The organism is Candidatus Glomeribacter gigasporarum BEG34, from assembly GCF_000227585.1.
GTDB classification, from domain to species: Bacteria; Pseudomonadota; Gammaproteobacteria; order Burkholderiales; family Burkholderiaceae; genus Glomeribacter; species Glomeribacter gigasporarum_B.
In genome coordinates this window covers 1-21606 of the sequence record NZ_CAFB01000034.1, presented here as the reverse complement: position 1 = coordinate 21606, position 21606 = coordinate 1, and the positions used below count along the sequence as shown (strand labels likewise).

The following is a 21606-nucleotide window of genomic DNA, read 5'->3' as shown; positions in this document are numbered from 1 at the left end:
TCATGCCGGCTATGGCAGACACTCCGCCTCCTCTGTTCAAACAAGGGCCCTCCGCCTTGGCGCGGCTGGTGGTATTCGTGCTGCTCGCGCTCGGATTATTCATTCTTGATGCGCGCTACCGGTCTGTGGAGGCTCTGCGGCGGGTGATTGGCGCGGGCCTGTATCCGGTGCAGCGCGCAGCGCTGGCGCCGCGCGAGATTGTCCGGGGCGTTTCATCATTTTTCGTTTCCCTGTCCGCCTTGTACGCTGAGAACCGGACGCTTCAAACACAGCGCCTGAAATTTGCGCTGGCCGCCCAGCAGACCGGACATCTGGCCGCCGAAAACGCGCATTTGCGCGCCTTATTGCATCTGAACGCCCGCCAGACCGCTCAGACCACGCTTGCCGAAGTGCAATATGATCTCCCCAATCCTTTTACCCAAAAGCTCGTGATTGATAAAGGCGTCTGGCAGGGTATACAGGCAGGCGCGCCGGTGATGAATGAAGCGGGCGTCGTCGGTCAGGTCACGCGCGTGTACCCCGCGCATGCCGAGGTGACTTTACTGGTCGATAAGGATCAAGCGATTCCGGTGCAATCTGTGCGGTCTGGCGTAAGAAGCGTGATTTACGGCACGCCGCGCGGCGATGCGCTCCGGTTGCGCTTTGTTCCCGTAAACGCGGATATACAGCCAGGCGATGCGCTGGTGACGAGCGGTCTGGATGGCGTATTCCCTCCAGGCTTGGCGGTCGCAAAGGTCGTGAAGATCGAGCGGCAGGGTGAGAGCGGATTCACGCGCGTGATCTGCGCGCCCGCGGCGCGCGTGCGCAACACGCGCCAGTTACTGGTGCTGCATTATCAGGACCCGGCTCCGCTGGCCGCTGCGCATGCGGCGCATGCCCGAAGTATGGATCGGTTGGAACCATCGCCATGAGTCGCGCACATCCCATTCTATTGCCGGTCACCCCTTCTTTTATTGCATTCAGTCTGGCATTCGCTTTTATTCTGAATCTGCTGCCGTGGAGACAATGGCCGGGCGCGCCGGATTTCGTCGCGCTGGTACTTCTGTTCTGGAATATTCATCAGCCGCGCAAAGTGGGCATCGGGATCGCGTTTGCGCTTGGCCTGCTGATGGACGTGCATGATGCGAGTCTGCTCGGCGAACATGCCTTGGCCTATACCCTGCTTTCATATGGCGCCATTATGATTCATCGGCGCGTCCTGTGGTTTCCGCTGCCAGCGCAAGTCTTGCATGTGCTGCCATTGCTTGTGCTGGCGCACATGGTGCCTTTTATCATCCGCGTGCTGATGGGCGCAGCCTTTCTGGACTGGAAAACCCTGCTCAGCGGTTTTATCTGCGCCGCGCTTTGGCCGATCGCCAACATACTGTTGCTGGCGCCGCAGAAACGCGCGCCTGACCCGGACGATACGCGGCCTATATAGGACGCACATGATCGAACTCAACAATGCAGTGCAACACCTGCGTCAATTCCGGATGCGCATTGTCATTGCGGGCATTTTTGTCTTTTCATGCTTTGCGCTTCTTGCAGGGCGTCTGGCCTTTCTGCAATTCTGGCATTACCGGCGGTATGCCGCACAGGCGGATGAAAACCGGATCTCCATTGTGCCGGTTGCGCCAAGCCGCGGCATGATCATTGACCGCAATGGCGTTGTACTGGCAGAAAACCGTCCAGCATACACGCTTGAAATAACCGCTTCCAAAATCGATGGCGCGCTCGACGATATGATTGGCCGCCTTTCCAGCGTTGTGGCAATTGGGGCGGCGGATAAACGCCGTTTCAAAAAGCTGCTCGAATATTCAAAATCTTTCCACAGCCTTCCGATTCGTCTGCATCTGACTGAGGCCGAAGTGGCGCGCTTTGTAGTGCAGCGTTTCCGCTTTCCCGGCGTCGAGGTGCGCACGCGCTGGTCCAGACGCTATCCGCTTCAGGCAACTGCGGCGCATGCAATTGGCTATGTCGGCCGTATTTCAGCGCAGGATCAGGCGCGTATAGCTGCTGCGAGCGCGCGCAACGAACATGGCCCGGGGCCGTATGATCCGCGTCTGAACGCCAATAATTACAAAGGCAGTCATACGATTGGAAAGACAGGCATTGAACAGAGTTATCAGACAGAATTGCACGGCCAGACAGGCTTTGAAGCGGTTGAAGTTACGGCGGGCGGGCGGCCGGTGCGCACGTTATGGCGCAGCCCGGCCACGCCGGGGAATCGTCTGGGACTCACCCTGGATAGCGGTCTGCAACAGGCTGCTGAACGCGCGTTCGCCGGCAGGCGCGGCGCGCTGGTCGCGATTGAACCCGCAACGGGTGAAATACTTGCCTTTGTGTCCGCGCCGGGCTTCGATCCCAATCTGTTTGTGGACGGTATTGATCAAATACATTGGGATGAGCTCAATACATCACCCGATCGCCCATTATTAAACCGCGCGTTGCGCGGCACCTATCCGCCGGGATCAACATATAAACCATTTATGGCGCTCGCCGCATTGACGCTAGGCAAACGCACGCCCCAGTGGGGCTTTTATGACTCTGGACGTTATACGCTCGCGGGTCACGTGTTTCGCGACGACAAACCGGGCGGGCACGGTTGGGTGAATATGGCCAGATCCATTGTAGTTTCATGCGGAACTTACTATTACATACTCGCGCATGAAATGGGCGTGAATGCGATTGCCGAATTTATGAAACCGTGGGGCTTTGGCCAATTGACCGGCGTTGATCTTGAAGGCGAGGCGCGCGGCGTATTGCCAAGCACCGAATGGAAAAAGCGCGCATACCGCCGCCCCGCGCAGCAAAAATGGTATGAAGGCGAAACCATCAGTCTGGGCGTCGGCCAGGGTTATAACGCATTTACCATGCTTCAGCTTGCGCATGCAGTTGCAACCTTGGCCAATCATGGCGTGGCGATGACGCCGCATCTGGTCAGGGACATCCGCGATGCGCACACTGATATTAAAAGGGCGGCGTCCAGCGCAAATAGACGGATCAATGTCAAACAACAGGATATGGAGGTGATTAAGCGCGCGATGGCAGACGTGATGACGCGCGGCACCGCAGCCGCCAGCTTTAGGGGCGCGCCGTATCAGGCCGCCGGGAAAACGGGCACTGCGCAGGTGTATTCGCTGCGCGGCGGCAAATACCATGCGTATCAAGTCGCGCGGGAGCGGCGCGATCATGCCTTATTCATCGCGTTCGCGCCGCTCGATCAACCGGTGATTGCGCTCGCGCTGATTGTTGAAAATGGCGGCTGGGCCTGGCAGTCCGCGGCGCCCATTGCGCGGCAAACGCTGGATTATTATCTGGTTGACCGGTTCAAGACGCCGCTTCAAACAGTGGAAAGCATCGCCCGCGAATCTGCTCCCGGAAGCGCGAGAGGAGAGTAAGTATCTGCCAATGAGAGTGCGATGCCTTTAGAAGTCAGACGGCTTCTATTTTTTTATTTAATTAATTTTAGATGCGCGCCCCGCTTTTTCCCGGTCGTTCGCGCTGGTTTGAAACGGGAAGACGCTTGTCCGGACGCGCCAGGAGCGGATTCATCTGCCGCAGTATCACTGCTTTCCTCATTCTCATTTACGCAAGAAGGTTGCGCTTCAGCCGGAAAGCTCATGCCTTGTCCATTTTCGTGCGCATAAATCGCCAATACATTGCTCACAGGTATTTCGAGCTTGTGTGATTTTCCAGAGAAACGCGCGTTAAACTCGATCCAGTCGTTATTCATTTTCAACTGATCCGTTGCATCAAAGCTGATATTCAAAATAATTTTCCCGTCACGCACAAAGGCCCGCGGGACGCGCGTGTGCGCGTCAACATGCACGACAATATAAGGCGTATAACCCTGGTCGCTGCACCATTCGTATAGCGCGCGCAGCAAATAGGGTTTGGGCGAACACGGTTGCATGGCGAGTTCCTTTGCTCTAAAAACTCAACGGCGCATCACTTTTTCAGAAGGCGTCAGCGCTTCAATATACGCTGGACGGCTGAAGATGCGTTCTGCATATTTCATCAGCGGCGCGGCATGATTTGGCAATTGAATACCGAAACAATCAAGCCGCCAGAGCACAGGGGCAATGGCCACGTCGAGCATCGAAAATTCATCGCCTAGCATATATCTGTTTTTTGTAAAAATCGGCGCAAGCTGAATCAAATGTTCCCGGATCGCAGTGCGCGCTTTGTCAGCCGCTTTCGCCTTGTCTTTCTCAAGCGTATGCACATGCACAAAAATTCCCTGCTCAAAATTGTGCAGAAAGAGACGGACGCGCCCCCGTTGTACGGGATCCGCCGGCATTAATTGCGGATGCGGGAAACGTTCATCAATATATTCGTTGATGATATTGGACTCATACAGAATAAGATCGCGTTCAACCAGAACCGGCACTTGTCCATAGGGATTCATCATTGCAATATCTTCCGGTTTGTTGAACAGATCCACATCCCGTATTTCAAAATCCATACCCTTCTCAAATAATACGAACCGGCAACGTTGAGAGAATGGACAAGTCGTGCCGGAATACAAAACCATCATTTTCTAATTTTTCCAGAATTTCCAAAAAAGTTCCAAAGAGCGGACTGTGCTACTTGAGCACGCTAGAGCATTTTTCAGTCGATTGGCCACTGGCGCGAGCGCGAAGACAGTATAGGGGTCGATGCGGGCGGAGCAGGCTCCATCGCGAAGCGATGGAGGCGACCCCGCAGCGAGCCCAAATGACAGAAAGCAAGAAGCGACACAGGGAAAATCACTGAAAAATGCTCTAGATTTAAAGGAGCGATTTAAAACAAAACATTAAAAAAAATGAATCCGTCTTCTCCGAAGCGCCGGTCTATGTCGCATCATGCGCGCCGCGCCGGATTGCACATAGGCGCGGTGACGCACCGTCATGCGTTTACGCCAAAGAGGCGGGGCCTTTCTTCTGATATGCCAGTTTCTGCGCCTGGCGGGCGCAGGCATTCGTTGAGCGGAAGAGGTCATCAGCGCTTCGCGCAAAGAAGCATGCAGCGTCTGATCGACGCATCGCGCGGATTGCTCAAATTCTGTTTTCACCTGCTGCAATTCTTTCAGTTCGATTTCACGGTTGACCTCATCTCTGATTTCATTGAGACAGCGTTGCGCGCGTCCCAATAACATGCCCGCCGTGCGCGCAACGCGCGGAAGCCGTTCTGGACCAATCACGACCAACGCAACGAGCGCAATCAGCGCAAGTTTGGCAAGCCCCAGTTCAAGCATTAAATCCAGCGACTGCAAGCTTAAGCATTATTGGGCATCGCGCGTTTGCGCCGCGTTCTGAATATCCGCCTCAATCCTGGGGAGCACTTTCCGAACCGCCTGCTTTCCGTCTCCCTTTCCGTCTCCCTTTCCGTCTCCCCTTCCATCCCCATCCCGCAGCCCCTCTTTAAATCCCTTGATCGCGCTGCCTAAATCACTCCCCAGATCGCGCAGTTTCCGGGTGCCGAATACGAGCGCAACAATCAGCAGCACAATCAGCCAATGTCCGATACTGAATGAACCCAACATTTTAATTCCTCCCTGAAGTCATTTTATCTATGACCTTGACTACGTTAGAGCATTTTGCAGCGATCCCGAACACACGGAACGGCGAAGTGACGTAGTGCAAGCCGCTGAAAAATGCTCTAGCCCATGCGCGACCACGGACGTTTCCCTCCCAGCAAATGCGCATGCAGATGATAAATTTCCTGTCCGCCCCCAGGGCCGGTATTGATCACGGTTCTAAAACCTGTACCGCCGGCGTCCGCGCCGCGATACGCCACGCCAAGCTGTGCTGCGAGCTGTGCAGTCAGTATCATCATCCGCCCTAATAAAGGCGCGTCCTGCGGCGCGCAATCGACAAGCGTTGCAATATGCCGGCGCGGAATGAGGAGCACATGTACGGGCGCCGCCGGTTTGGCATCGTGAAAAGCGCAGAATGTATCATCTTCGTATACTTTCCGGCTCGGTACTTTGCCCGCGGCAATTTTGCAGAAAAGACAGTCATTCATATCGATGGCTTCAGCCTGATGTTTACTGATCATTGTTAGAAGTCATTTCATCAATAGGCGAGAGGTCGTCAGGCAGGGGAGGACGGAGCGCAGGAAGCGGAGCATATATGAATATGTGAGCATTCCGAGCACCGCCCGACCCTGCATCACGGCCTCGCAGCCATTTATGAAATGACTTCTGTAAATTGTATCGAAATCGCCTCTATTGAAGTCAAGCATATGCACTATGCAGCGCGCGCGTTGGCGATACGCTTGAGTACCACTTCTGCATGGGTGTCCTCCGCGTCAACGCGGCGTACATTTGCGCCGAGCGCGGCCAGTTTCATTTCCATTTGATCGTAGCCGCGATCCAGATGATCGATCCGTTTGACCCACGTTTCGCCATCCGCGACCAACCCGGCAATCACCAGACTGGCGGATGCGCGCAAATCGGTGGCGGTGACGGTCGCGCCTGATAAACACGGCACCCCGGTGACAAAGGCAGTATTGTGATGCGTATGAATCCGGGCGCCTAGCCGTCTGAGCGCCTGCACGTGCATCAGGCGGTTTTCAAAAATCGTCTCGACGATGCGCGCGCCGCCGTTCGAGATACAGCCCAGCGCCATAAACTGCGCTTGTAAATCCGTTGGGAAGCGGGGATATTCGGCGGTCTGGAAGGAGACGGCGCGCGGCCGGCGGTTCATCTGCACGCGGATCCAGTCCCGGCCCGCGCTGATTTTAGCGCCCGCTTCGCAGAGTTTCTCAAGCGCTGCATCGAGCAGGCCAGGCTGAATATGCCGAAGCACAATTTGCCCCCGCGTTGCTGCCGCTGCACATAAAAAAGTGCCGGCTTCAATACGGTCGGGAATCACGCGATGACGCGCGCCATGTAATTGAGGCACGCCTTGTATCACCAGCCGGTGCGTACCGATTCCCTGAATATGCGCGCCCATTGCGCACAGAAGCGTTGCCAGATCGCTGACTTCCGGCTCGCGCGCGGCATTCTCAAGCACCGTTTCGCCTTCCGCAAGCGTCGCGGCCATCAACAAATTTTCTGTGCCGGTGACCGTAATGCAGTCAAAGACGAAACGGCAGCCTTTAAGCCGCCGCGCGCGCGCGTGGATATAACCCTTTTGAATGTCGATGGCGGCGCCCATCGCGCGCAGACCGGCAATATGCTGATCAATGGGGCGCGCGCCAATCGCGCAGCCGCCCGGCAGCGATACATACGCCTCGCCGAGACGCGCGAGCAGCGGACCAAGCGCCAGAATCGAGGCGCGCATCGTTTTGACGCGCTCGTAAGATGCAATACCCTGTATGATCCGGCCGCTATCGAGCGTGACTGTTCCCGCCTCCATTTCAGATTGCACGCCCATGTCTTCAAGAAGCGCCAGCAGAGTGCGCACATCCTGCAAATCGGGAATATTGTCCAGATAAAGCGGCTCGGCGCATAACAGACTCGCGCACAGATCAGGCAATGCCGCATTTTTCGCGCCTGAGACATGGATTTCACCGCTTAAGCGCACACCGCCCTGAATTAAAAATTTATCCATGATGTTGATTGTTATTGTGTTCCCATGCAGCACTGTTCAGCGATGGCCTGTCGGATGTGTTCAGGTGCGGGCAGCCACGTTGCTCTCGTTTCAATTTCTGAGTTTATAACCACTAGATAACAGGCGCAGCGCCAGACATGCCAGCGCCGCGCAGCATGCACCCGTAATGATCAGGCTGGTGATTGGCGCAAGATCGGAAATGCCAAAAAAGCCATAACGGAATCCGTCAATTAAATAGAAAAAAGGATTCAGGCGGGAAACGGCATGCCAGAGCGGCGGCAGGGAATGGATGGAATAGAACACGCCCGCCAGCAGGGTCAGCGGCGCAATCAAAAAATTCTGGAATGACATCATCTGATCAAACTTCTCGGCATAAATGCCCGCGATTAACCCAAGCGTGCCGAGCAGGGTTGCGCCGATCAGAATAAACGCGGCGCTATAAAGAGGCGCAGCAATTCCGAAAGGGAAGAACCAGACCGTGGCCAGATAAACGCTCAGACCAACGCACGCGCCGCGCGCGACTGAAGCAAGCACATAAGCGCCGAAAATTTCCCAGGCGCCAAGCGGCGCCATCAGCACAAACACCAGATTACCATTGAGTTTCGACTGAATCAGAGAGGTTGCGCTATTCGCGAAAGCGTTTTGCAGCACGCTCATCATGATCAGGCCGGGAATCAGAAAATGCGTATAGGAAACTCCGGGATAGACCTGCATATGTTTTTGCAGCGCCGAGCCGAAAATCACCAAATACAACAAAGCGGTGACCATTGGCGCCACAATCGTTTGCAAACTGACTTTCCAGAAACGCAATACTTCCTTGTAGAGCAGGGTATAAAAAGCACTCATAGACGCGTTTTAACGGTGTGTGGCGAGGCGCATCACCTGCATGAACACCTCTTCCAAATCTGCGCCGGAAAAGCGTTGCAGCAACGCGCGCGTGTGGTCAAGCGCAACGATTTCACCCCGCTGCAGCATTGCAATCCGGGTGCATAACTGTTCGGCTTCTTCCAGATAGTGCGTGGTCAGAACAATCGTATGGCCGGCGCGATTCAATTGAGTAATGAATTTCCATAAGGTCTGACGCAGTTCCACATCCACGCCAGCCGTCGGTTCATCAAGCACAATAACGGCAGGCCGGTGCATCAGCGCCTGCGCAATCAGTACGCGCCGTTTCATACCGCCGGAGAGCGCGCGCATATTTGCATCCGCTTTGTCCGCAAGACCGAGGTTGGCGAGTACCTCATCGATCCAATCGTCATTGCGCAACAGGCCATAGTAACCGGACTGGATGCGCAAGGTCTCCCGCACCGTAAAAAAAGGGTCAAACACCAGTTCCTGCGGTACAACGCCGAGCATGCGGCGCGCGGCGCGAAAGTCAGAAAGGGTATCGCGCCCGCAAATCCGGACCCTGCCGCCATCGGCGCGCGTTAAGCCCGCCAGGATGTGGATCAAAGTCGTTTTACCGGCGCCGTTCGGACCCAGCAGTCCAAAAAACTCGCCTTCCTCAATGGTCAGGCTGATGTTATTCAGCGCTTGCAATTTTGGATAACGTTTTTGAACGCAGACAATTTCTATTGCGGGCATGGCGCCATGTAAAAAATTTAAAAGGAAGCGTTTTTCCGATCTGCGATCAGCGTATCAATACCATATGCGCGCGCCAGATTCGCCAGTTGAGCCGGTACATTGAGAAGGCGAAGCGTCATGCCGCGCGCGCGCGCGGCTCGGCGCCAGGCGAGCAGAACAGCGAGCGCCGCCGAATCAAAATGCGCCAGCGGCGCGCAATCGACCCGATCCGCGCCTGTTGCGATGTGCACCAAACCCATCTTAAGCGCTGCGCGGGCATTCGATTGTGTTAACGCCGGGCCGGTTGTAAGCATTATCATGCACGCTGGCCTGCCTTAAGCTGCTGGTTGCGTTTGCTGAGGAATTCCAGCAGGCCATCGATGCCTGCTTCGGCGATCTTATTGTCAAATTGTTCCTGATAGTTTTGAGTCCACCACATGCCGCCAAAATTGACATCGTATACTTTCCAGCCCTCTGATGTCTTTTCAAGACGGTAGTCGATATTGACAGGGTTGCCTTCATTCATCAGCACTGTTTCAACCACGACCTCATGACCGGAATTCTGGGCGCGCAGAGGCAGATAATTCATCGGCGGCTGATTTTTGAGTTGCGCCGTGGAGATTTTCGACAAAGCGCCCGCGTAGGTATAGAACAATAAATCCTTGAATTGCGTCATCAACTGCTGCCGCTGCGGCGGCGTTGCATTTTTCCAGTGGCGGCCCATCGCCACGCGCGTAGCGCGCTGCATATCGGTATGCGGGAGAATCTTTTGATCGACGAGTCGAGTCAGTCTGCCCATATCCTTTGTGATGGAAGGATCATTCTTGACAATATTCATCACCTCTGTCGTCACGGCGATGATGAGCTCGCGCGCTGCGTCTGCATCATTGCCTGATGGCTGCGCCTTTTGCGCATGCGCTACGCCTGCGCACGCGAAGAACGCGGCGAGCGCGGCGCGCATCATAAACGGTAGAAATTGTTTGTTCATAGGGCGTTCCGGATAAAGGGCATAGACCGTGAGCAGGCGCTTACCATCCTAAATGAATCTGCGGCATTATATGCGGTGGTATCATCTGCTGCGATGGAATGTGCTGTTCAGCCGGCGGCGCGGCCACAGAGCCAGACGAAGACGCGCCTTCATCCTCATCACGAGGCGGCCCGTTGCGGTTGTGCGCGCCGCTGAAATAAGCGCGGCGTTGCAAGTAGGCATTGCGTACAAATGAGTATTTATCGAGCGCTGCTTCACTGAGCAAATTGCCGGCCTGTAACAGCGCAGCGCGCGCGCTGATCATTCGCACGCCATATAAGCCATAGCTCAATAGCGCCGGATTGACATAGGAGACCGGGTTGGCTGAGTAGTCAAAAAAAGTGCCTGCCGTATCACGCACGGTGCTAGGGCCAAGCAGCGGCAACACGAGATAGGGCCCGGCTGGAATACCGTACCGTCCAAAGGTGAGACCAAAATCGGTGCGACGTTTGGGCAGACCGACCTCCTGCGCAACGTCGAACAGGCCGCCCACTCCGAATAAAGTATTGATCGCAATGCGCATCAGGCTTTCGGCGCTGAATGCCCATTGACCTTGCAACAGATAATTCGCCATCACCGGAACATCGCCCAGATTTGAAAAAAAGTTCGACACGCGGGTGCGCACGCCTTGCGGCAGGGTCCGGTGATAGACGCGCGCAACCGGTTGAAGCGCGGCCCGATCCACCGTATCATTGAACTCAAACATAGCGCGGTTCATGCCTTCCCACGGGTCCGAACGGACCGGCGCGCGCACATTTGCGCAGGCAGCCAGTCCTGCAGTCAAAACGAGCAGGGTAAACAAACGCTTTTTAGAAAAATGGGTCTCCATCTCTGTCACGGACGATTCTTATCTGAGGCAGATGTGTCTGTTGCAGATTTTGCACCGCCCGCGCCGGCTGCTTTGCTATATAGAAACTGGCTCACCAGATTTTCCAGCACAATTGCGGACTGCGTCATCGTCATGGTCCCGCCTGGCGGCAGCATCTGCTCATCGCTGCCGGGCGTAATGCCGATATATTGCTCGCCGAGCAGGCCAGCGGTCAGAATTTTTGCTGAACTGTCGCGCGGAAACTGATAACGTTGATCAATATCGAGCCTCACCCTGGCCTGATAACTGGTGTTGTCGAGCTGAATGCGCGCGATGCGCCCGACGCTCACCCCCGCGCTTTTGACCGGCGCGCGGGGTTTAAGGCTGCCGATATTGTTGAATGTGAGTTCGAGCGGATAAGTGCGCGAGAACGAAAAAGCGTTCATATTGCCCACTTTTAACGCAAGAAAAAGCAGCGCGATAGCGCCCAGCACAACAAAGACGCCAACCCAGTAGTCCAGTGTCGTTTTTCTCATTTCATTGTCCAAACATGAGCGCAGTCAATACGAAATCGAGTCCCAATACCGCTAGCGATGAAAATACAACGGTGCGCGTGGTTGCGCGCGCAACGCCTTCCGGGGTCGGCTTTGCTTCATATCCCTGAAACAAGGCGATAAAGGCGACGGTAAAGCCAAACGCCATACTTTTAACGACGCCGTTGCCAATATCGCGCCACACATCGACGCCGCCTTGCATCTGCGACCAGAACGCGCCCGCGTCCACGCCAATCAACCGTACGCCCACCAGATAACCGCCGATCACGCCGACCGCGCTGAAGATTGCGGCCAGCAATGGCATCGCAATCACGCCCGCCCAGAAACGCGGCGCAATGATCGCAGAAACGGGCTGAATCGCCATCATTTCCATCGCCATCAATTGCTCGCCGGCTTTCATCAGGCCAATCTCGGCTGTCAATGAAGTGCCAGCGCGGCCCGCGAACAGCAGCGCCGTGACCACCGGGCCAAGTTCGCGCGTGAGCGATAAGGCAACCAGCAATCCGAGCGCTTCCTGAGCGCCATAACGATTCAAAGTGTAATAGCCTTGCAAGCCGAGTACGAAACCGACGAACAGGCCGGACACCGCAATAATCAACAGCGACTCATTCCCAATAAAGTGAATCTGCCGGATCAGCCGCCTTGGACGTTTGAAAACGCGGGAAATTTCCAGCACAAGCCGCAGGAAAAAGCGCGCGCCGTAACCGGCGCGGCCCAGGCTGCTCAAAACGGCGCGCCCTGCAGTGCTGAAGAAATTGAATAAGATCGGCATCATCCTTGCCCGCGCGCCGCGCAAGCTAGACCAAAATCGGCTTCGAGCGGCGCGGCTGGGTAATGAAAAGCAAAGGGGCCATCGGGCGCAGCGTCGAGAAACTGGCGCACAGTGGCATCGGTTGAAGCGCGGAGCTTGTCTGGCGCGCCTTCGGCGTGGACGCCGCCGTTGGCGAGAAAATACACATAATCGGCGATTGCAAACGATTCCCGCACATCATGGCTGACCAGAATCGATGTGGTCCCCAGCGCGTCGTTCAGACTACGGATTAAATTGGCGATGATGCCCAGCGAGATCGGGTCTAATCCAGCAAAGGGTTCGTCGAACAGAATCAGTTCAGGATCAAGCGCGATGGCGCGCGCGAACGCGACCCGCCGCGCCATACCCCCGGAAATTTCAGAGGGCATTAAATAGCGCGCGCCGCGCAGGCCAACCGCATTGAGTTTCATCAACGCCAGGTCATGAATCAGCGCTTCGGGTAAATCGGTGTGTTCGCGCAATGCAAAGGCCACATTGTCAAAAATGGAAAGATCGGTAAATAGCGCGCCCAACTGGAACAGCATCCCCATTTTCCGGCGTACGGCGTACAGCCCGGAGATTGCGAGCGCACCGATATCCACTCCTTCAAACCGGACCTGGCCGCGCTGCGCGCGCACCAGGCCGCCGATCAGCCGTAATACCGTGGTTTTGCCGCAGCCGGAGCCACCCATGACCGCAACGACCTGATGACGCCTGAATTGCATATTCAGGTTCGACAGCACGCGCTGTTCCCCGTAGCCGAAATCCACATCGGCCAGTTCAAGCAGAATATCAGGCGGAGGCGTTGCCATCAAAGTCATCGATTTAGAAAATCACCCATTATGGCCGCGCAATCCCCTGAATTTTGACCCTGCCAACGCCGCGCCGGCGCAAACCGATCGATTTTGCCGCCGCATAAGAAAGATCGATGACTCGGCGGCGCGAGAAAGGGCCCCGGTCATTGATCTTCACCACAACCGATTTGCCATTGGCCAGATTGGTGACGCGCACATAACTGAGCAGCGGCAGCGTCCGGTGCGCAGCGGTCAATGCATGCATATTGAACCGTTCTCCGCTGGCCGTGCGGCGGCCGTGAAAGCGGCGGCCGTACCAGGATGCGCGGCCCTTCTGAGAAAAACGCGCAATATTGGGAATGCGCGATGAGGCAATGCGATGATAAGCTTGGCGGCGATGCGCGGAAGCAGGGTAGCGGTATTTTTTTCCAGCATGCGTGGTTGTGCAGGCAGTAAGCAGCATGACGATCAAGAGTAGGCCGCACCCATGCCCTCTTGTCCAGCGCTTCATCCAGTGTACATTTTTCCTTTTATGCCACAAGCGATCACTCCCGTTTCTTTTGCCTGCATTCTAATAGGCGTTCTACTCAACGCAAGCGCGCAACTGCTGCTTAAAGCAGGCGTGAACGCGGTCGGGGCATTCGCTTTTACGCGCGCGAATATTGTACCGGTTGGATTAAAACTCATTGCGCAAATCCCGGTGATCGCGGGTCTGGTCTGTTATGCCGCCAGCCTGATGGTCTGGATCATGGGCTTATCGCGCGTCGATGTGTCCATTGCCTATCCGATGCTCTCGCTCGGCTATGTCGTGAATGCTCTGCTCGCTGCGCTTTTCTTTGGCGAAGCGTTGACGCTGCAACGTTCGGCGGGGATATTGATCATTCTGCTTGGCGTCTATGTCCTGGCCCGGAGCGGCGGATGAACGCGCCCTTCCTTCCCCTGACCCGCCCTGACATCGACGAAGCGACCATTGCGGGCGTTGCAGAAGTATTGCGCAGCGGCTGGATTACGACCGGCGAGCAGAATCGCGCTTTTGAAGCGGCGCTGTCCGAATACGCAGGCGGGCGTTTGGTGCGAACGTTCAGTTCCGGTGCCGCGGCGCTTGAGGTCGCGTTGCGCATTGCGGGCGTCCAACCGGGCGACGAGGTCATTACAACGCCGCTCTCATGGGTAGCGACCAGCAATACCATTCTCACCGTTGGCGCAACGCCCGTATTCGCCGATATCGATCCAGTCACGCGCAATCTTGATTTAGACCAGGTGGAAGCCCGGCTCACGCCGCGCACTAAAGCATTGATGCCTGTCCACCTGGCAGGGCTGCCTGTGGATATGGATCGTTTGTATGCGATTGCGCGCGCGCACCATCTGCGTGTGATTGAAGATGCTGCGCAGGCGCTGGGCGCGCGCTGGCGGAGGCAGCGGATTGGCGCGTTCGGAGACCTTGTATCGTTCAGCTTCCACCCGAACAAAAACCTGACCTCAATCGAAGGCGGCGCGCTCGTGCTCAACGATGAGGCCGAGGCGCTGCTCGCGCAGAAATACCGCCTGCAAGGCGTCACCCGTCATGGTTTTGACGGCATGGACGTGGATGTGCTGGGCGGTAAATTCAATTTGAGCGATGTGGCGGCGCGCGTCGGATTGGGGCAGTTGCCGCATCTGGCGCGTTTTACCGCGCGGCGGCAGCGGCTTGTGCGCCATTATTTCGACTGCTTCGAGCGTCTGGAAGGCGGCGCGGCGATAAAAATAGGCGTCGAGCTGCCGCCGCGAGATTTCGAGCAGACGAACTGGCATATGTTCCAGATTATTTTGCCGCTGCAGCGGCTGAGGATGCGCCGCGCTGATTTTATGGCCAAACTGCATGCGCGCGGAATCGGCAGCGGCGTTCATTTTCCGCCGGTGCATCTGTTTAAACTGTACCGCGCGCGCGGCTTTGAACCCGGCATGTTCCCGCACGCCGAGCGCATTGGGGCATCGATTGTCACATTGCCGCTGTTTCCAGCGATGAGCGAAGAAGACGTTGGGCGCGTTGTCGGGGCGGTGCATCAGATTCTTCAACGCGATTCCAAAGATAGCCAAGCGATTTTAGTTTGATACGGCGTCATCGCCGCTCGCCGTATTACTCATACTGTCTTCGCGGCTGCTTCCTTGTCTCAAACTAAAATCGCTTGGCTATAAGCGCCTGGGGAATTTCGATACGATATCCACTCAGCCGACCAATTGATTCAACTCAATAATCGGCATCATCACCGCCAGCACAATCATTAATACCACGCCGCCCATCGCGAGAATGAGCAAGGGTTCAAGCAGACTGGTCAAAGAAAGCGTGCGCCGCTCCAGTTCGGCGGCTTCGCCCGCGGCAGCGCGCTCCAGCATCGTGGTGACATTGCCGGTGGCCTCGCCCGCGCGGATCAAATGAACCAGCGCGGGGGCAAAGGTCTGCGCGCCGGCCAGCGCGCGCGACAGAGCAGCGCCTTCACGCACGCGCACGATGGCGTCGTCGATGTTGCGGCGCATCGCAGTATTGGAGAGCGTTTCGCTCGCCGCCTGCAATGCGCGCAGAATCGGCACGCCGGCCGCGCTCAGAATCGCGAGCGTGCTCGCAAAACGTACGGTGTTATAGCCGCGCACGAGTTTGCCCGCAAGCGGCGCGCCGAGCAGCCAGCGGTCAAAGGCAAGACGGGGCGCGGGGCGGCGCAGCAGGCGACGGAGGAGCCAGGCGAGCATCGCAACCATGATCAATATCACCCACCAGCCCTTTCTGACGAATCCGGAGAGCGCGAGCATCGCCACCGTCAGCCACGGCAGCGATTGCTTGGTATTCACAAATACATTGACAACTTGCGGTACGACATAACTCAGCAAGAAGCTCACGATGCACAATGCAACCACCGTCACAATGATGGGGTAGGTAAACGCGAGCTGGATTTTTTGCCGCAGCGCGTTGCGCGCCTCGATATAGTCCGCGAGCCGCGCCAGCACCAGACCGAGCTTGCCCGTTTGCTCCCCGGCGGCGACAAGCGCACGATAGATATCGGGAAAATCGCGCGGATGCGCCTTAAACGCGCCGGCGAGCGACTGGCCGCTCAACACTTCGGCGCGCAGCGCGGCAATCAGCTCGCGCACATACACGCGCTCAGCCTGTTCGCACAAAATGCCGAGCGCTTCATCCACCGGTAAACCAGCGGTCAACAGGCTCGCCATTTGGCGAATGAAGAGCGCCTGTTCGCGCGGCGACAAGCGCCGCTGCAATGTCAACGCTGCGCCGCGCGCCGCGCGATGCGCCGCCGGTTCAATGACAAGAGGGATTAAATTCTGCGCGCGCAACTGGCTGCGCGCGGCGCGCGCGCTATCCGCCTCCAGCAGGCCGCGCTGAATTTCGCCGTGAATATCATTTGCCTCAAACCGGAACGCGGGCATTGGTGAATGTGTCCTAGCGCTTATCCAAAACTTGTGCGGCCTCGGCTTGGGTTGCAGCCAATGCACCTGTTTAGCCAATGTGGCATCATACGCTTGCGCGGTTTCGATAAGCGCCTGTTTGCGATTGTCATGAGCGCCCGGAAGCGCCACATTTGCAGGTGTGGTTGCCCTATATCTATCGATTTGACTGATCCATCAATGGCTGAGCGCCTTCTCACATTCCCGCATTTAAAACAATGCACGCTCATGCTTCTGATGACCGCGCTCAGTGCATGCGCTGCTATAAAAAAGTCCCATACGCCCAACGATCACGCGAGTAAAGCGCTGCCATTGATGATTGCGCATCGGGCAGGCACAAAAGATTATCCTGAAAATACGCTGCTGGCCATCAATGAAGCGTTAAAAAATGGCGCTGATTTAATTTGGGTCACTGTGCAACTGAGCAAAGGTGGCATCCCGGTTCTCTATCAGCCAGCGGATTTATCCGCATGGACTGAGGCAAACGGAGCGGTTGCAGATAAAACGCTGGCTGAATTGCAACAATTAAACGCTGGATGGAATTTTGTATCGATCGATGCCGATGGAAATAAAGCCTATCCATATCGTCATCAGAATGTGCAGATTCCAACGCTGAAGGAAGCATTACAACTCATTCCATACAAGATACCCATCATTCTTGATATGAAGGCATTGCCAGCCAGCGCAGAAGCAGACAGAGGCTATTGCACAGGCGCTTAACGAAGAGAATGCGTGGAACCGCGTGATGATTTATTCAACTGAGGCGGCTTATCAACGCGCGTTCGCAGCCTATCCTAAAGCGCGCCTTTTTGAATCGCGTGATACGACCCGTCAACGGCTGGTCAGCATCGCGCTTGAGCATCAATGCCCTGCCCCGCCGCCTTCCAATACATGGGTGGGTTTTGAGTACCAGCGTCAATTAAGCGTGACTGAAAAATTTACTTTGGGTGAAGGGCATTCTGAAGCAAACGCGCTGATGTGGACGCCAGAATCAGTGGCATGCTTTACTCAAAATTCTCATGTACGCATTATTGCGTTTGGAATTAACGATGAGCCGGATTATCTCAAATCCGCCTGTTTAGACATTTATGCAGTGCTCGTAGATTCGCCTCGAAGAATGAGAACATTCAAAGAAAAAATGGGCCATTCGTTGAAATGCCCACAGACCCCTACGCGAACGCAGGCCGCTGAAAAAGCCACTGAATCACGGTGAAGCTTGCAACCTGGAACGTTAATTCTCTGAAAGTCCGCCTGCCGCAGGTGATGGACTGGCTGACTGCGCACCCGGTCGATGTGTTGTGTCTGCAGGAAATCAAATTACCGGACGAACAATTTCCACATACAGTATTTGCAGCCGCCGGCTACCGCAGTATTTTTCTTGGTCAGAAAACCTATAATGGCGTTGCCATTCTGGCGCGCACAACGACCCCACTTGACGAAATGGACATCGTGCGCAATATCCCCGGTTTCAACGATCCGCAACAACGCTTAATTGCCGCCACGCTAGCCGATGTGCGCGCGATATGCGCGTATTTTCCAAATGGCCAGGCGCCCGGCACAGAAAAGTTCGCATATAAACTCAAGTGGATCGATGCGTTATATGATTGGCTCACGGAAGAGATGGCGCGTTATCCAAAACTCGCGCTGCTGGGAGATTACAACATCGCACCTGCGGCAACAGACGTGTGCGATCCGTGCCTGTGGGAAGCGCGGAATCTGTTTTCACCGGATGAGCGCGCGGCCTTTGCCCGTTTGTGCGCGCTGGGTTTGACGGATGCCTTCCGGCTCTTCGCGCAAGAGGAAAAAGCCTACACCTGGTGGGATTACCGCGCAGGCGCGTTCCGCCGCAATGCGGGGCTGCGGATTGACCATATCCTGTTATCCGCTCCGCTCGCGGCGGCATGCGTGCGCTGCATCATCGACAACATGCCGCGTCGCTGGCCGCAGCCCTCCGATCATGCGCCGGTCATTGCCGACATTGAAATCTAGAGCCTGTACGCACAAATTGCATGAGTCTTAATGCAAACGCAGTGTACATCTGGCACGTTAACCTACAAAATTTTTCGTTGCATAAGGATGACCATTGGCACTTACTGGACAACGATGAGAAAGCCAAAGCAAACCGTTTCCATTTCAACATCCATCGTCACCGCTTCATTGCCGCGCGCGGTATTCTCCGCTGCTTAGCAGGTCAATTATTGGGCCAGCCACCCAACGCCTTGCAATTCAGCTATACAAGCTACGGCAAACCTATCTTGAAAGAGTATCCACGCCTACAGTTCAACCTCTCCCATTCCCATGACAGGGCTATTTATGCTTTCACTCTGGATATGGCCATTGGCGTGGATATCGAATATCAAAATTCTCAATGTGATGTGGAAAGCATCGCCAAGCGGTTTTTTACAGCTAGAGAATTTAATGCGCTTCAAACCCTGCCGGGCCCAGAAAAAATAGCGACCTTTTTTAAACTTTGGGTTCGGAAAGAGGCGGTTTTAAAGGCTTTAGGGTATGGCCTCTCCTGGCCGCTTACCAAAGTCGAGTTCAATGTAGAAAAGCAACCCATCTGTTTGAGTGAATCCAATCGTGACATCAAATCTTCGGAATGGTCGCTTATTGCCTTAGACCCGGTACGGGATTTTGCCGCCGCCCTGGCGCTCCAAGCCCATACGGGACGGGGGCAAATACATCAGATGATGCTGGATAGCTGGCCGTGATACCGCCGCCAACAGGTCAGGCGCGCTTTTATTTTCTCCAAAGTCATTCTTTAGGGCTTGTAAATGCCTGCACTTAAGGGAGTTGTTTGGGAATGGCGAAAGTATTTTCGTTCGTATGTAAGTCAACATCGACATTTCGATCATAAGACGGCCCCCCTAATATTTCTGCAAACCTCTTCCCTTCTGGATACTGATTTTGCATGAAGTGGGCTTATAAAAACGCTTCACTTTATGAGCAGTCTGATACTTTTCTTTGACCGCCCTTTCAAGCTTCTGCTGCGCCTCACTTTCAATATCAAAGCGCACTGAATGCACGAATTCTTTTACAGGGTCTTCTTGGCCTTCATCAATCCTCTGTATCCGCTTTTTATGCTGTACGGAATAGATGAATGGATTGACCAACGTTCCGTCGGCGTAATAGGCGCGTACAGTCAGTCTTGATCTGAGGCGTCCTCCTCTAGAGGGTGGACGGTTCAGTCTTCATGCTCAAACGTTGCAAGGATTTCAGATGACATGGCGCTTCCCGATTCTGCTGTATTGATATTGATATTGAGAAGAGGAGAAGGTAGGGCTGAAGATGCGCGCCGTCTATTATCCGTTTGGCTCATCCAGCGCCTTAAGGGCCGAGCGTTGACGGTCAAAAACATGTTCTGAAGCGATCAGTATGGCCCGGAGAAACATCTTACAAATCAAAGAGTGATATCTCTCAAGGTGAGTCAAGGCTTGGTAAATGGGGGCGAGCTGGGGCCGGACGTTTAAGCATTGTGGCTTTGCCTGGAGCATGGGCAGATGGTTTTACTGGGTAAACGCAATCGACACGCCTTAGGAAGATGGATAAAACATTCTATGAGCAGCGTGCTCTGGTTCCCCTCATTGCTCAGTTGCTGGCTTGGCAAGCCGTCGCGGCAGAGATTGTGTTTTCCATGCGCGGCGCGATTCGTGCGCAAAGATTTCTATCGTGGACAATGCTCTAACATACTCATTCCTGGTATGCGGCTCGCCCATGCAAAAGCTCGTGGAAGCGGATTGGGCCATTGCCGAGCAATTGACTGTTCAAGCAGTACAGGGCCTTTGCTTTTTTAGAGAGCGGCTTTAGTCTTTGCCGCTCACACAGGTTTATGGCTGCGCCTCGCATAACTGCCGCTCGATCTTGCGGCGTTTGACCAGGCCAGGCTGAATGCGTTTTCTGCCGTGGCTGGCGTTGTCTTTGCCGTAAATCCAGCGGGAGAGTTCGCTGCATGCGCGCGCGCCTTCGCCCGCATTGATGCGGCGCAACAGCGTGGAACGGGCGAATTTCGTTTCTCCAAAGTGATACACGAAAGAGGCGAGCGCGGCGACGGTGGCAGTGCCGCACCGAGGGCGAGCGCCAATTTGTTCTTGAAGTGCATCTCACACTCCCGTTTGCAGGCGGCGTTTTCGCCACCACGGACGCACCAGCTTTTTCCAGATGAAATGACCGAGCAGCGTGAGCGTGTAGGTCAAGGTGACGATGCTGACCCAATCGGAGATCTGGCAGCCTAGAAAAGTTATGGCCGTCACCGACACGGCGGGGGCGATTTTGACGGCCTCGACGACGACCCCTGTTTTTTTGCATGGCGCACTCCGAAAATAAAAATCCGCACAGCAGCGGCAGAAACAAAAAACCGCCTTGAGGCGGTGAGAAACCTGTATCACTTGTGCACCGCTTGAATCAGAGCGGCAATGGCATACACAAGCGGCGTTGCTGCTATAAAGCGCACGGCAAAACCCATGCAAAGACGGAGCCACGGGCTGAGCATGTGGCTATCCATGTGAAAACAATCCCTGCACCGCATGGATAAGCGCGGGCAGCGCAAAGCCATAAAGAACGCCTAGACCGGCGTAATACGCGACGCGAATCGATGGATGCTTTACAAAGAGCTTCATCATTTGTATCCATGCGTCGCCGCAACAATTTTTGCAATGCCGAACAAAACAGGCGCTGCGGCAAGGAGCACAAGCCAAAGCCATACGGCTAAGAATCGAAGCGGTGGTAGTTCTTTCATCATCTACTGATGAGATGCCCGAACCAAAGCTGCGATGGCGTAAACAAGTGGTGTCGCTGCTACAAAGAGCACAGCAACGCCTATACACAGTCGAAGCCAGGGCGTGAGCATCGCTTCAAAATCAATTCCTTCGCGTGTCATTCGGAATGTAAAGTTCAGTTGAAAAATGCCCCTTGGTGGAGTCGAAAAATGCCCCCTCCCCCCGTGAGTCCAACAGACCCTATTATTGAGTTGTGTCCTGCCCGTTTTGTTCTTTTTTCAGTTCTTCAACCGCCCACTTTTGTTGGCTGTTTCCAGCACAAGGCAAGGGTAGGTGAACCGAACAATGAGGGTTTGAGTCATCTGGGTGTGCCCAAAGACGTGTACCCATTCTTCGA

Annotated in this window: 26 protein-coding genes and 3 pseudogenes; 9 read left to right on the top strand and 20 right to left on the bottom strand. The window is 55.2% G+C overall.

Annotated features, from left to right (window positions below; all coding sequences use genetic code 11):
- Positions 1–2: 2 nt before the first annotated feature.
- Genes mreC through mrdA form a run of 3 tightly spaced genes read left to right on the top strand, consistent with a single transcriptional unit; the run spans position 3 to position 3380 of the window.
- On the top strand, positions 3–911 hold the full coding sequence (gene mreC, locus CAGGBEG34_RS00750; protein WP_320408613.1) for a rod shape-determining protein MreC: 909 nt from the start codon (positions 3–5) through the stop codon (positions 909–911).
- Positions 908–1420, top strand: coding sequence for a rod shape-determining protein MreD (gene mreD, locus CAGGBEG34_RS00745; RefSeq protein ID WP_006682010.1), 513 nt, complete (start codon positions 908–910; stop codon positions 1418–1420). The genes mreC and mreD overlap by 4 nt, the downstream gene beginning before the upstream one ends.
- Positions 1421–1448: 28 nt before the next feature.
- The gene (gene mrdA / locus CAGGBEG34_RS00740) at positions 1449–3380 is read left to right on the top strand and encodes a penicillin-binding protein 2 (RefSeq protein ID WP_420885869.1); all 1932 of its coding nucleotides are present in this window, start codon (positions 1449–1451) and stop codon (positions 3378–3380) included.
- 53 nt (positions 3381–3433) lie between these two features.
- On the opposite strand, the gene CAGGBEG34_RS00735 is transcribed toward mrdA, so the two are convergent.
- From CAGGBEG34_RS00735 to CAGGBEG34_RS00665, 15 genes and pseudogenes are all read right to left on the bottom strand, one after another.
- Complete coding sequence (locus CAGGBEG34_RS00735; RefSeq protein WP_006682008.1) at positions 3434–3895, bottom strand: ClpXP protease specificity-enhancing factor; 462 nt, start codon at positions 3893–3895, stop codon at positions 3434–3436.
- A 24-nt stretch (positions 3896–3919) separates the two neighbouring features.
- Positions 3920–4519, bottom strand: a complete 600-nt coding sequence (locus CAGGBEG34_RS00730; RefSeq protein WP_042687317.1) for a glutathione S-transferase N-terminal domain-containing protein — start codon at positions 4517–4519, stop codon at positions 3920–3922.
- Positions 4520–4777: 258 nt separating this feature from the next.
- Positions 4778–5218: a Sec-independent protein translocase protein TatB gene (gene tatB, locus CAGGBEG34_RS00725; protein ID WP_042687314.1), complete on the bottom strand. Its 441-nt coding sequence runs from the start codon at positions 5216–5218 to the stop codon at positions 4778–4780.
- A gap of 27 nt (positions 5219–5245) precedes the next feature.
- Positions 5246–5503, bottom strand: a complete 258-nt coding sequence (tatA, locus tag CAGGBEG34_RS00720) for a Sec-independent protein translocase subunit TatA (RefSeq protein WP_042687413.1) — start codon at positions 5501–5503, stop codon at positions 5246–5248.
- Positions 5504–5622: 119 nt separating this feature from the next.
- On the bottom strand, positions 5623–5988 hold the full coding sequence (locus CAGGBEG34_RS00715; protein ID WP_006682004.1) for a histidine triad nucleotide-binding protein: 366 nt from the start codon (positions 5986–5988) through the stop codon (positions 5623–5625).
- A gap of 224 nt (positions 5989–6212) precedes the next feature.
- On the bottom strand, positions 6213–7520 hold the full coding sequence (gene murA, locus CAGGBEG34_RS00710) for a UDP-N-acetylglucosamine 1-carboxyvinyltransferase (protein WP_006682003.1): 1308 nt from the start codon (positions 7518–7520) through the stop codon (positions 6213–6215).
- Positions 7521–7610: 90 nt separating this feature from the next.
- The gene (locus CAGGBEG34_RS00705) at positions 7611–8366 is read right to left on the bottom strand and encodes an ABC transporter permease (protein WP_006682002.1); all 756 of its coding nucleotides are present in this window, start codon (positions 8364–8366) and stop codon (positions 7611–7613) included.
- Between the two features lie 54 nt (positions 8367–8420).
- Positions 8421–9104, bottom strand: a pseudogene (locus CAGGBEG34_RS00700) (ABC transporter ATP-binding protein); the annotation flags it as partial.
- Between the two features lie 17 nt (positions 9105–9121).
- Positions 9122–9403: an STAS domain-containing protein gene (locus tag CAGGBEG34_RS00695; protein WP_042687308.1), complete on the bottom strand. Its 282-nt coding sequence runs from the start codon at positions 9401–9403 to the stop codon at positions 9122–9124.
- Positions 9400–10071, bottom strand: coding sequence for an MlaC/ttg2D family ABC transporter substrate-binding protein (locus tag CAGGBEG34_RS00690; RefSeq protein WP_006681999.1), 672 nt, complete (start codon positions 10069–10071; stop codon positions 9400–9402). Before CAGGBEG34_RS00690 ends, CAGGBEG34_RS00695 begins: the two co-directional genes overlap by 4 nt.
- 40 nt (positions 10072–10111) lie before the next feature.
- A complete protein-coding gene (locus CAGGBEG34_RS00685) occupies positions 10112–10939 on the bottom strand; it encodes an MlaA family lipoprotein (protein WP_006681998.1) in 828 nt (275 codons plus the stop codon).
- A 5-nt stretch (positions 10940–10944) separates the two neighbouring features.
- Positions 10945–11454: an outer membrane lipid asymmetry maintenance protein MlaD gene (gene mlaD / locus CAGGBEG34_RS00680; RefSeq protein ID WP_006681997.1), complete on the bottom strand. Its 510-nt coding sequence runs from the start codon at positions 11452–11454 to the stop codon at positions 10945–10947.
- Position 11455: 1 nt separating this feature from the next.
- The gene (mlaE, locus tag CAGGBEG34_RS00675; protein ID WP_042687408.1) at positions 11456–12244 is read right to left on the bottom strand and encodes a lipid asymmetry maintenance ABC transporter permease subunit MlaE; all 789 of its coding nucleotides are present in this window, start codon (positions 12242–12244) and stop codon (positions 11456–11458) included.
- Positions 12244–13074, bottom strand: a complete 831-nt coding sequence (locus CAGGBEG34_RS00670; RefSeq protein WP_006681995.1) for an ABC transporter ATP-binding protein — start codon at positions 13072–13074, stop codon at positions 12244–12246. Before CAGGBEG34_RS00670 ends, mlaE begins: the two co-directional genes overlap by 1 nt.
- 28 nt (positions 13075–13102) lie before the next feature.
- Positions 13103–13402 (bottom strand): annotated as a pseudogene (locus CAGGBEG34_RS00665) (septal ring lytic transglycosylase RlpA family protein); the annotation flags it as partial.
- A 198-nt stretch (positions 13403–13600) separates the two neighbouring features.
- On the opposite strand from CAGGBEG34_RS00665, the gene CAGGBEG34_RS00660 reads away from it, so the two are divergent.
- Together CAGGBEG34_RS00660 and CAGGBEG34_RS00655 are read left to right on the top strand one after the other, a co-directional pair.
- A complete protein-coding gene (locus CAGGBEG34_RS00660; RefSeq protein ID WP_042687404.1) occupies positions 13601–13978 on the top strand; it encodes an SMR family transporter in 378 nt (125 codons plus the stop codon).
- Positions 13975–15147, top strand: a complete 1173-nt coding sequence (locus tag CAGGBEG34_RS00655; protein ID WP_006681993.1) for a DegT/DnrJ/EryC1/StrS family aminotransferase — start codon at positions 13975–13977, stop codon at positions 15145–15147. Before CAGGBEG34_RS00660 ends, CAGGBEG34_RS00655 begins: the two co-directional genes overlap by 4 nt.
- 114 nt (positions 15148–15261) lie before the next feature.
- On the opposite strand, the gene gspF is transcribed toward CAGGBEG34_RS00655, so the two are convergent.
- A complete protein-coding gene (gene gspF / locus CAGGBEG34_RS00650) occupies positions 15262–16473 on the bottom strand; it encodes a type II secretion system inner membrane protein GspF (protein WP_006681992.1) in 1212 nt (403 codons plus the stop codon).
- A 198-nt stretch (positions 16474–16671) separates the two neighbouring features.
- Here gspF and CAGGBEG34_RS12065 point away from each other — a divergent pair.
- The 3 genes and pseudogenes from CAGGBEG34_RS12065 (at position 16672) to CAGGBEG34_RS00635 (ending at position 19205) form a co-directional block, all read left to right on the top strand.
- A pseudogene (locus CAGGBEG34_RS12065) lies at positions 16672–17704 on the top strand (glycerophosphodiester phosphodiesterase family protein).
- A complete protein-coding gene (xth, locus tag CAGGBEG34_RS00640) occupies positions 17701–18480 on the top strand; it encodes an exodeoxyribonuclease III (RefSeq protein ID WP_006681991.1) in 780 nt (259 codons plus the stop codon). The pseudogene CAGGBEG34_RS12065 and the gene xth overlap by 4 nt, the downstream one beginning before the upstream one ends.
- Positions 18481–18557: 77 nt before the next feature.
- On the top strand, positions 18558–19205 hold the full coding sequence (locus tag CAGGBEG34_RS00635; protein WP_203224810.1) for a 4'-phosphopantetheinyl transferase family protein: 648 nt from the start codon (positions 18558–18560) through the stop codon (positions 19203–19205).
- Between the two features lie 156 nt (positions 19206–19361).
- On the opposite strand, the gene CAGGBEG34_RS00630 is transcribed toward CAGGBEG34_RS00635, so the two are convergent.
- Positions 19362–19607 (bottom strand): hypothetical protein, encoded by a 246-nt coding sequence (locus CAGGBEG34_RS00630; RefSeq protein WP_042687284.1) that lies wholly within the window; start codon positions 19605–19607, stop codon positions 19362–19364.
- A 428-nt stretch (positions 19608–20035) separates the two neighbouring features.
- On the opposite strand from CAGGBEG34_RS00630, the gene CAGGBEG34_RS10910 reads away from it, so the two are divergent.
- On the top strand, positions 20036–20179 hold the full coding sequence (locus CAGGBEG34_RS10910; RefSeq protein ID WP_158641748.1) for a hypothetical protein: 144 nt from the start codon (positions 20036–20038) through the stop codon (positions 20177–20179).
- Positions 20180–20321: 142 nt separating this feature from the next.
- On the opposite strand, the gene CAGGBEG34_RS00620 is transcribed toward CAGGBEG34_RS10910, so the two are convergent.
- From CAGGBEG34_RS00620 to CAGGBEG34_RS11910, 3 genes are all read right to left on the bottom strand, one after another.
- A complete protein-coding gene (locus tag CAGGBEG34_RS00620) occupies positions 20322–20576 on the bottom strand; it encodes a glycoside hydrolase family protein (RefSeq protein WP_275226110.1) in 255 nt (84 codons plus the stop codon).
- An 18-nt stretch (positions 20577–20594) separates the two neighbouring features.
- Positions 20595–20744: a hypothetical protein gene (locus tag CAGGBEG34_RS11270; RefSeq protein ID WP_203224809.1), complete on the bottom strand. Its 150-nt coding sequence runs from the start codon at positions 20742–20744 to the stop codon at positions 20595–20597.
- Positions 20745–20987: 243 nt separating this feature from the next.
- Positions 20988–21110 (bottom strand): hypothetical protein, encoded by a 123-nt coding sequence (locus CAGGBEG34_RS11910; RefSeq protein ID WP_275226108.1) that lies wholly within the window; start codon positions 21108–21110, stop codon positions 20988–20990.
- Positions 21111–21606 lie beyond the last annotated feature (496 nt).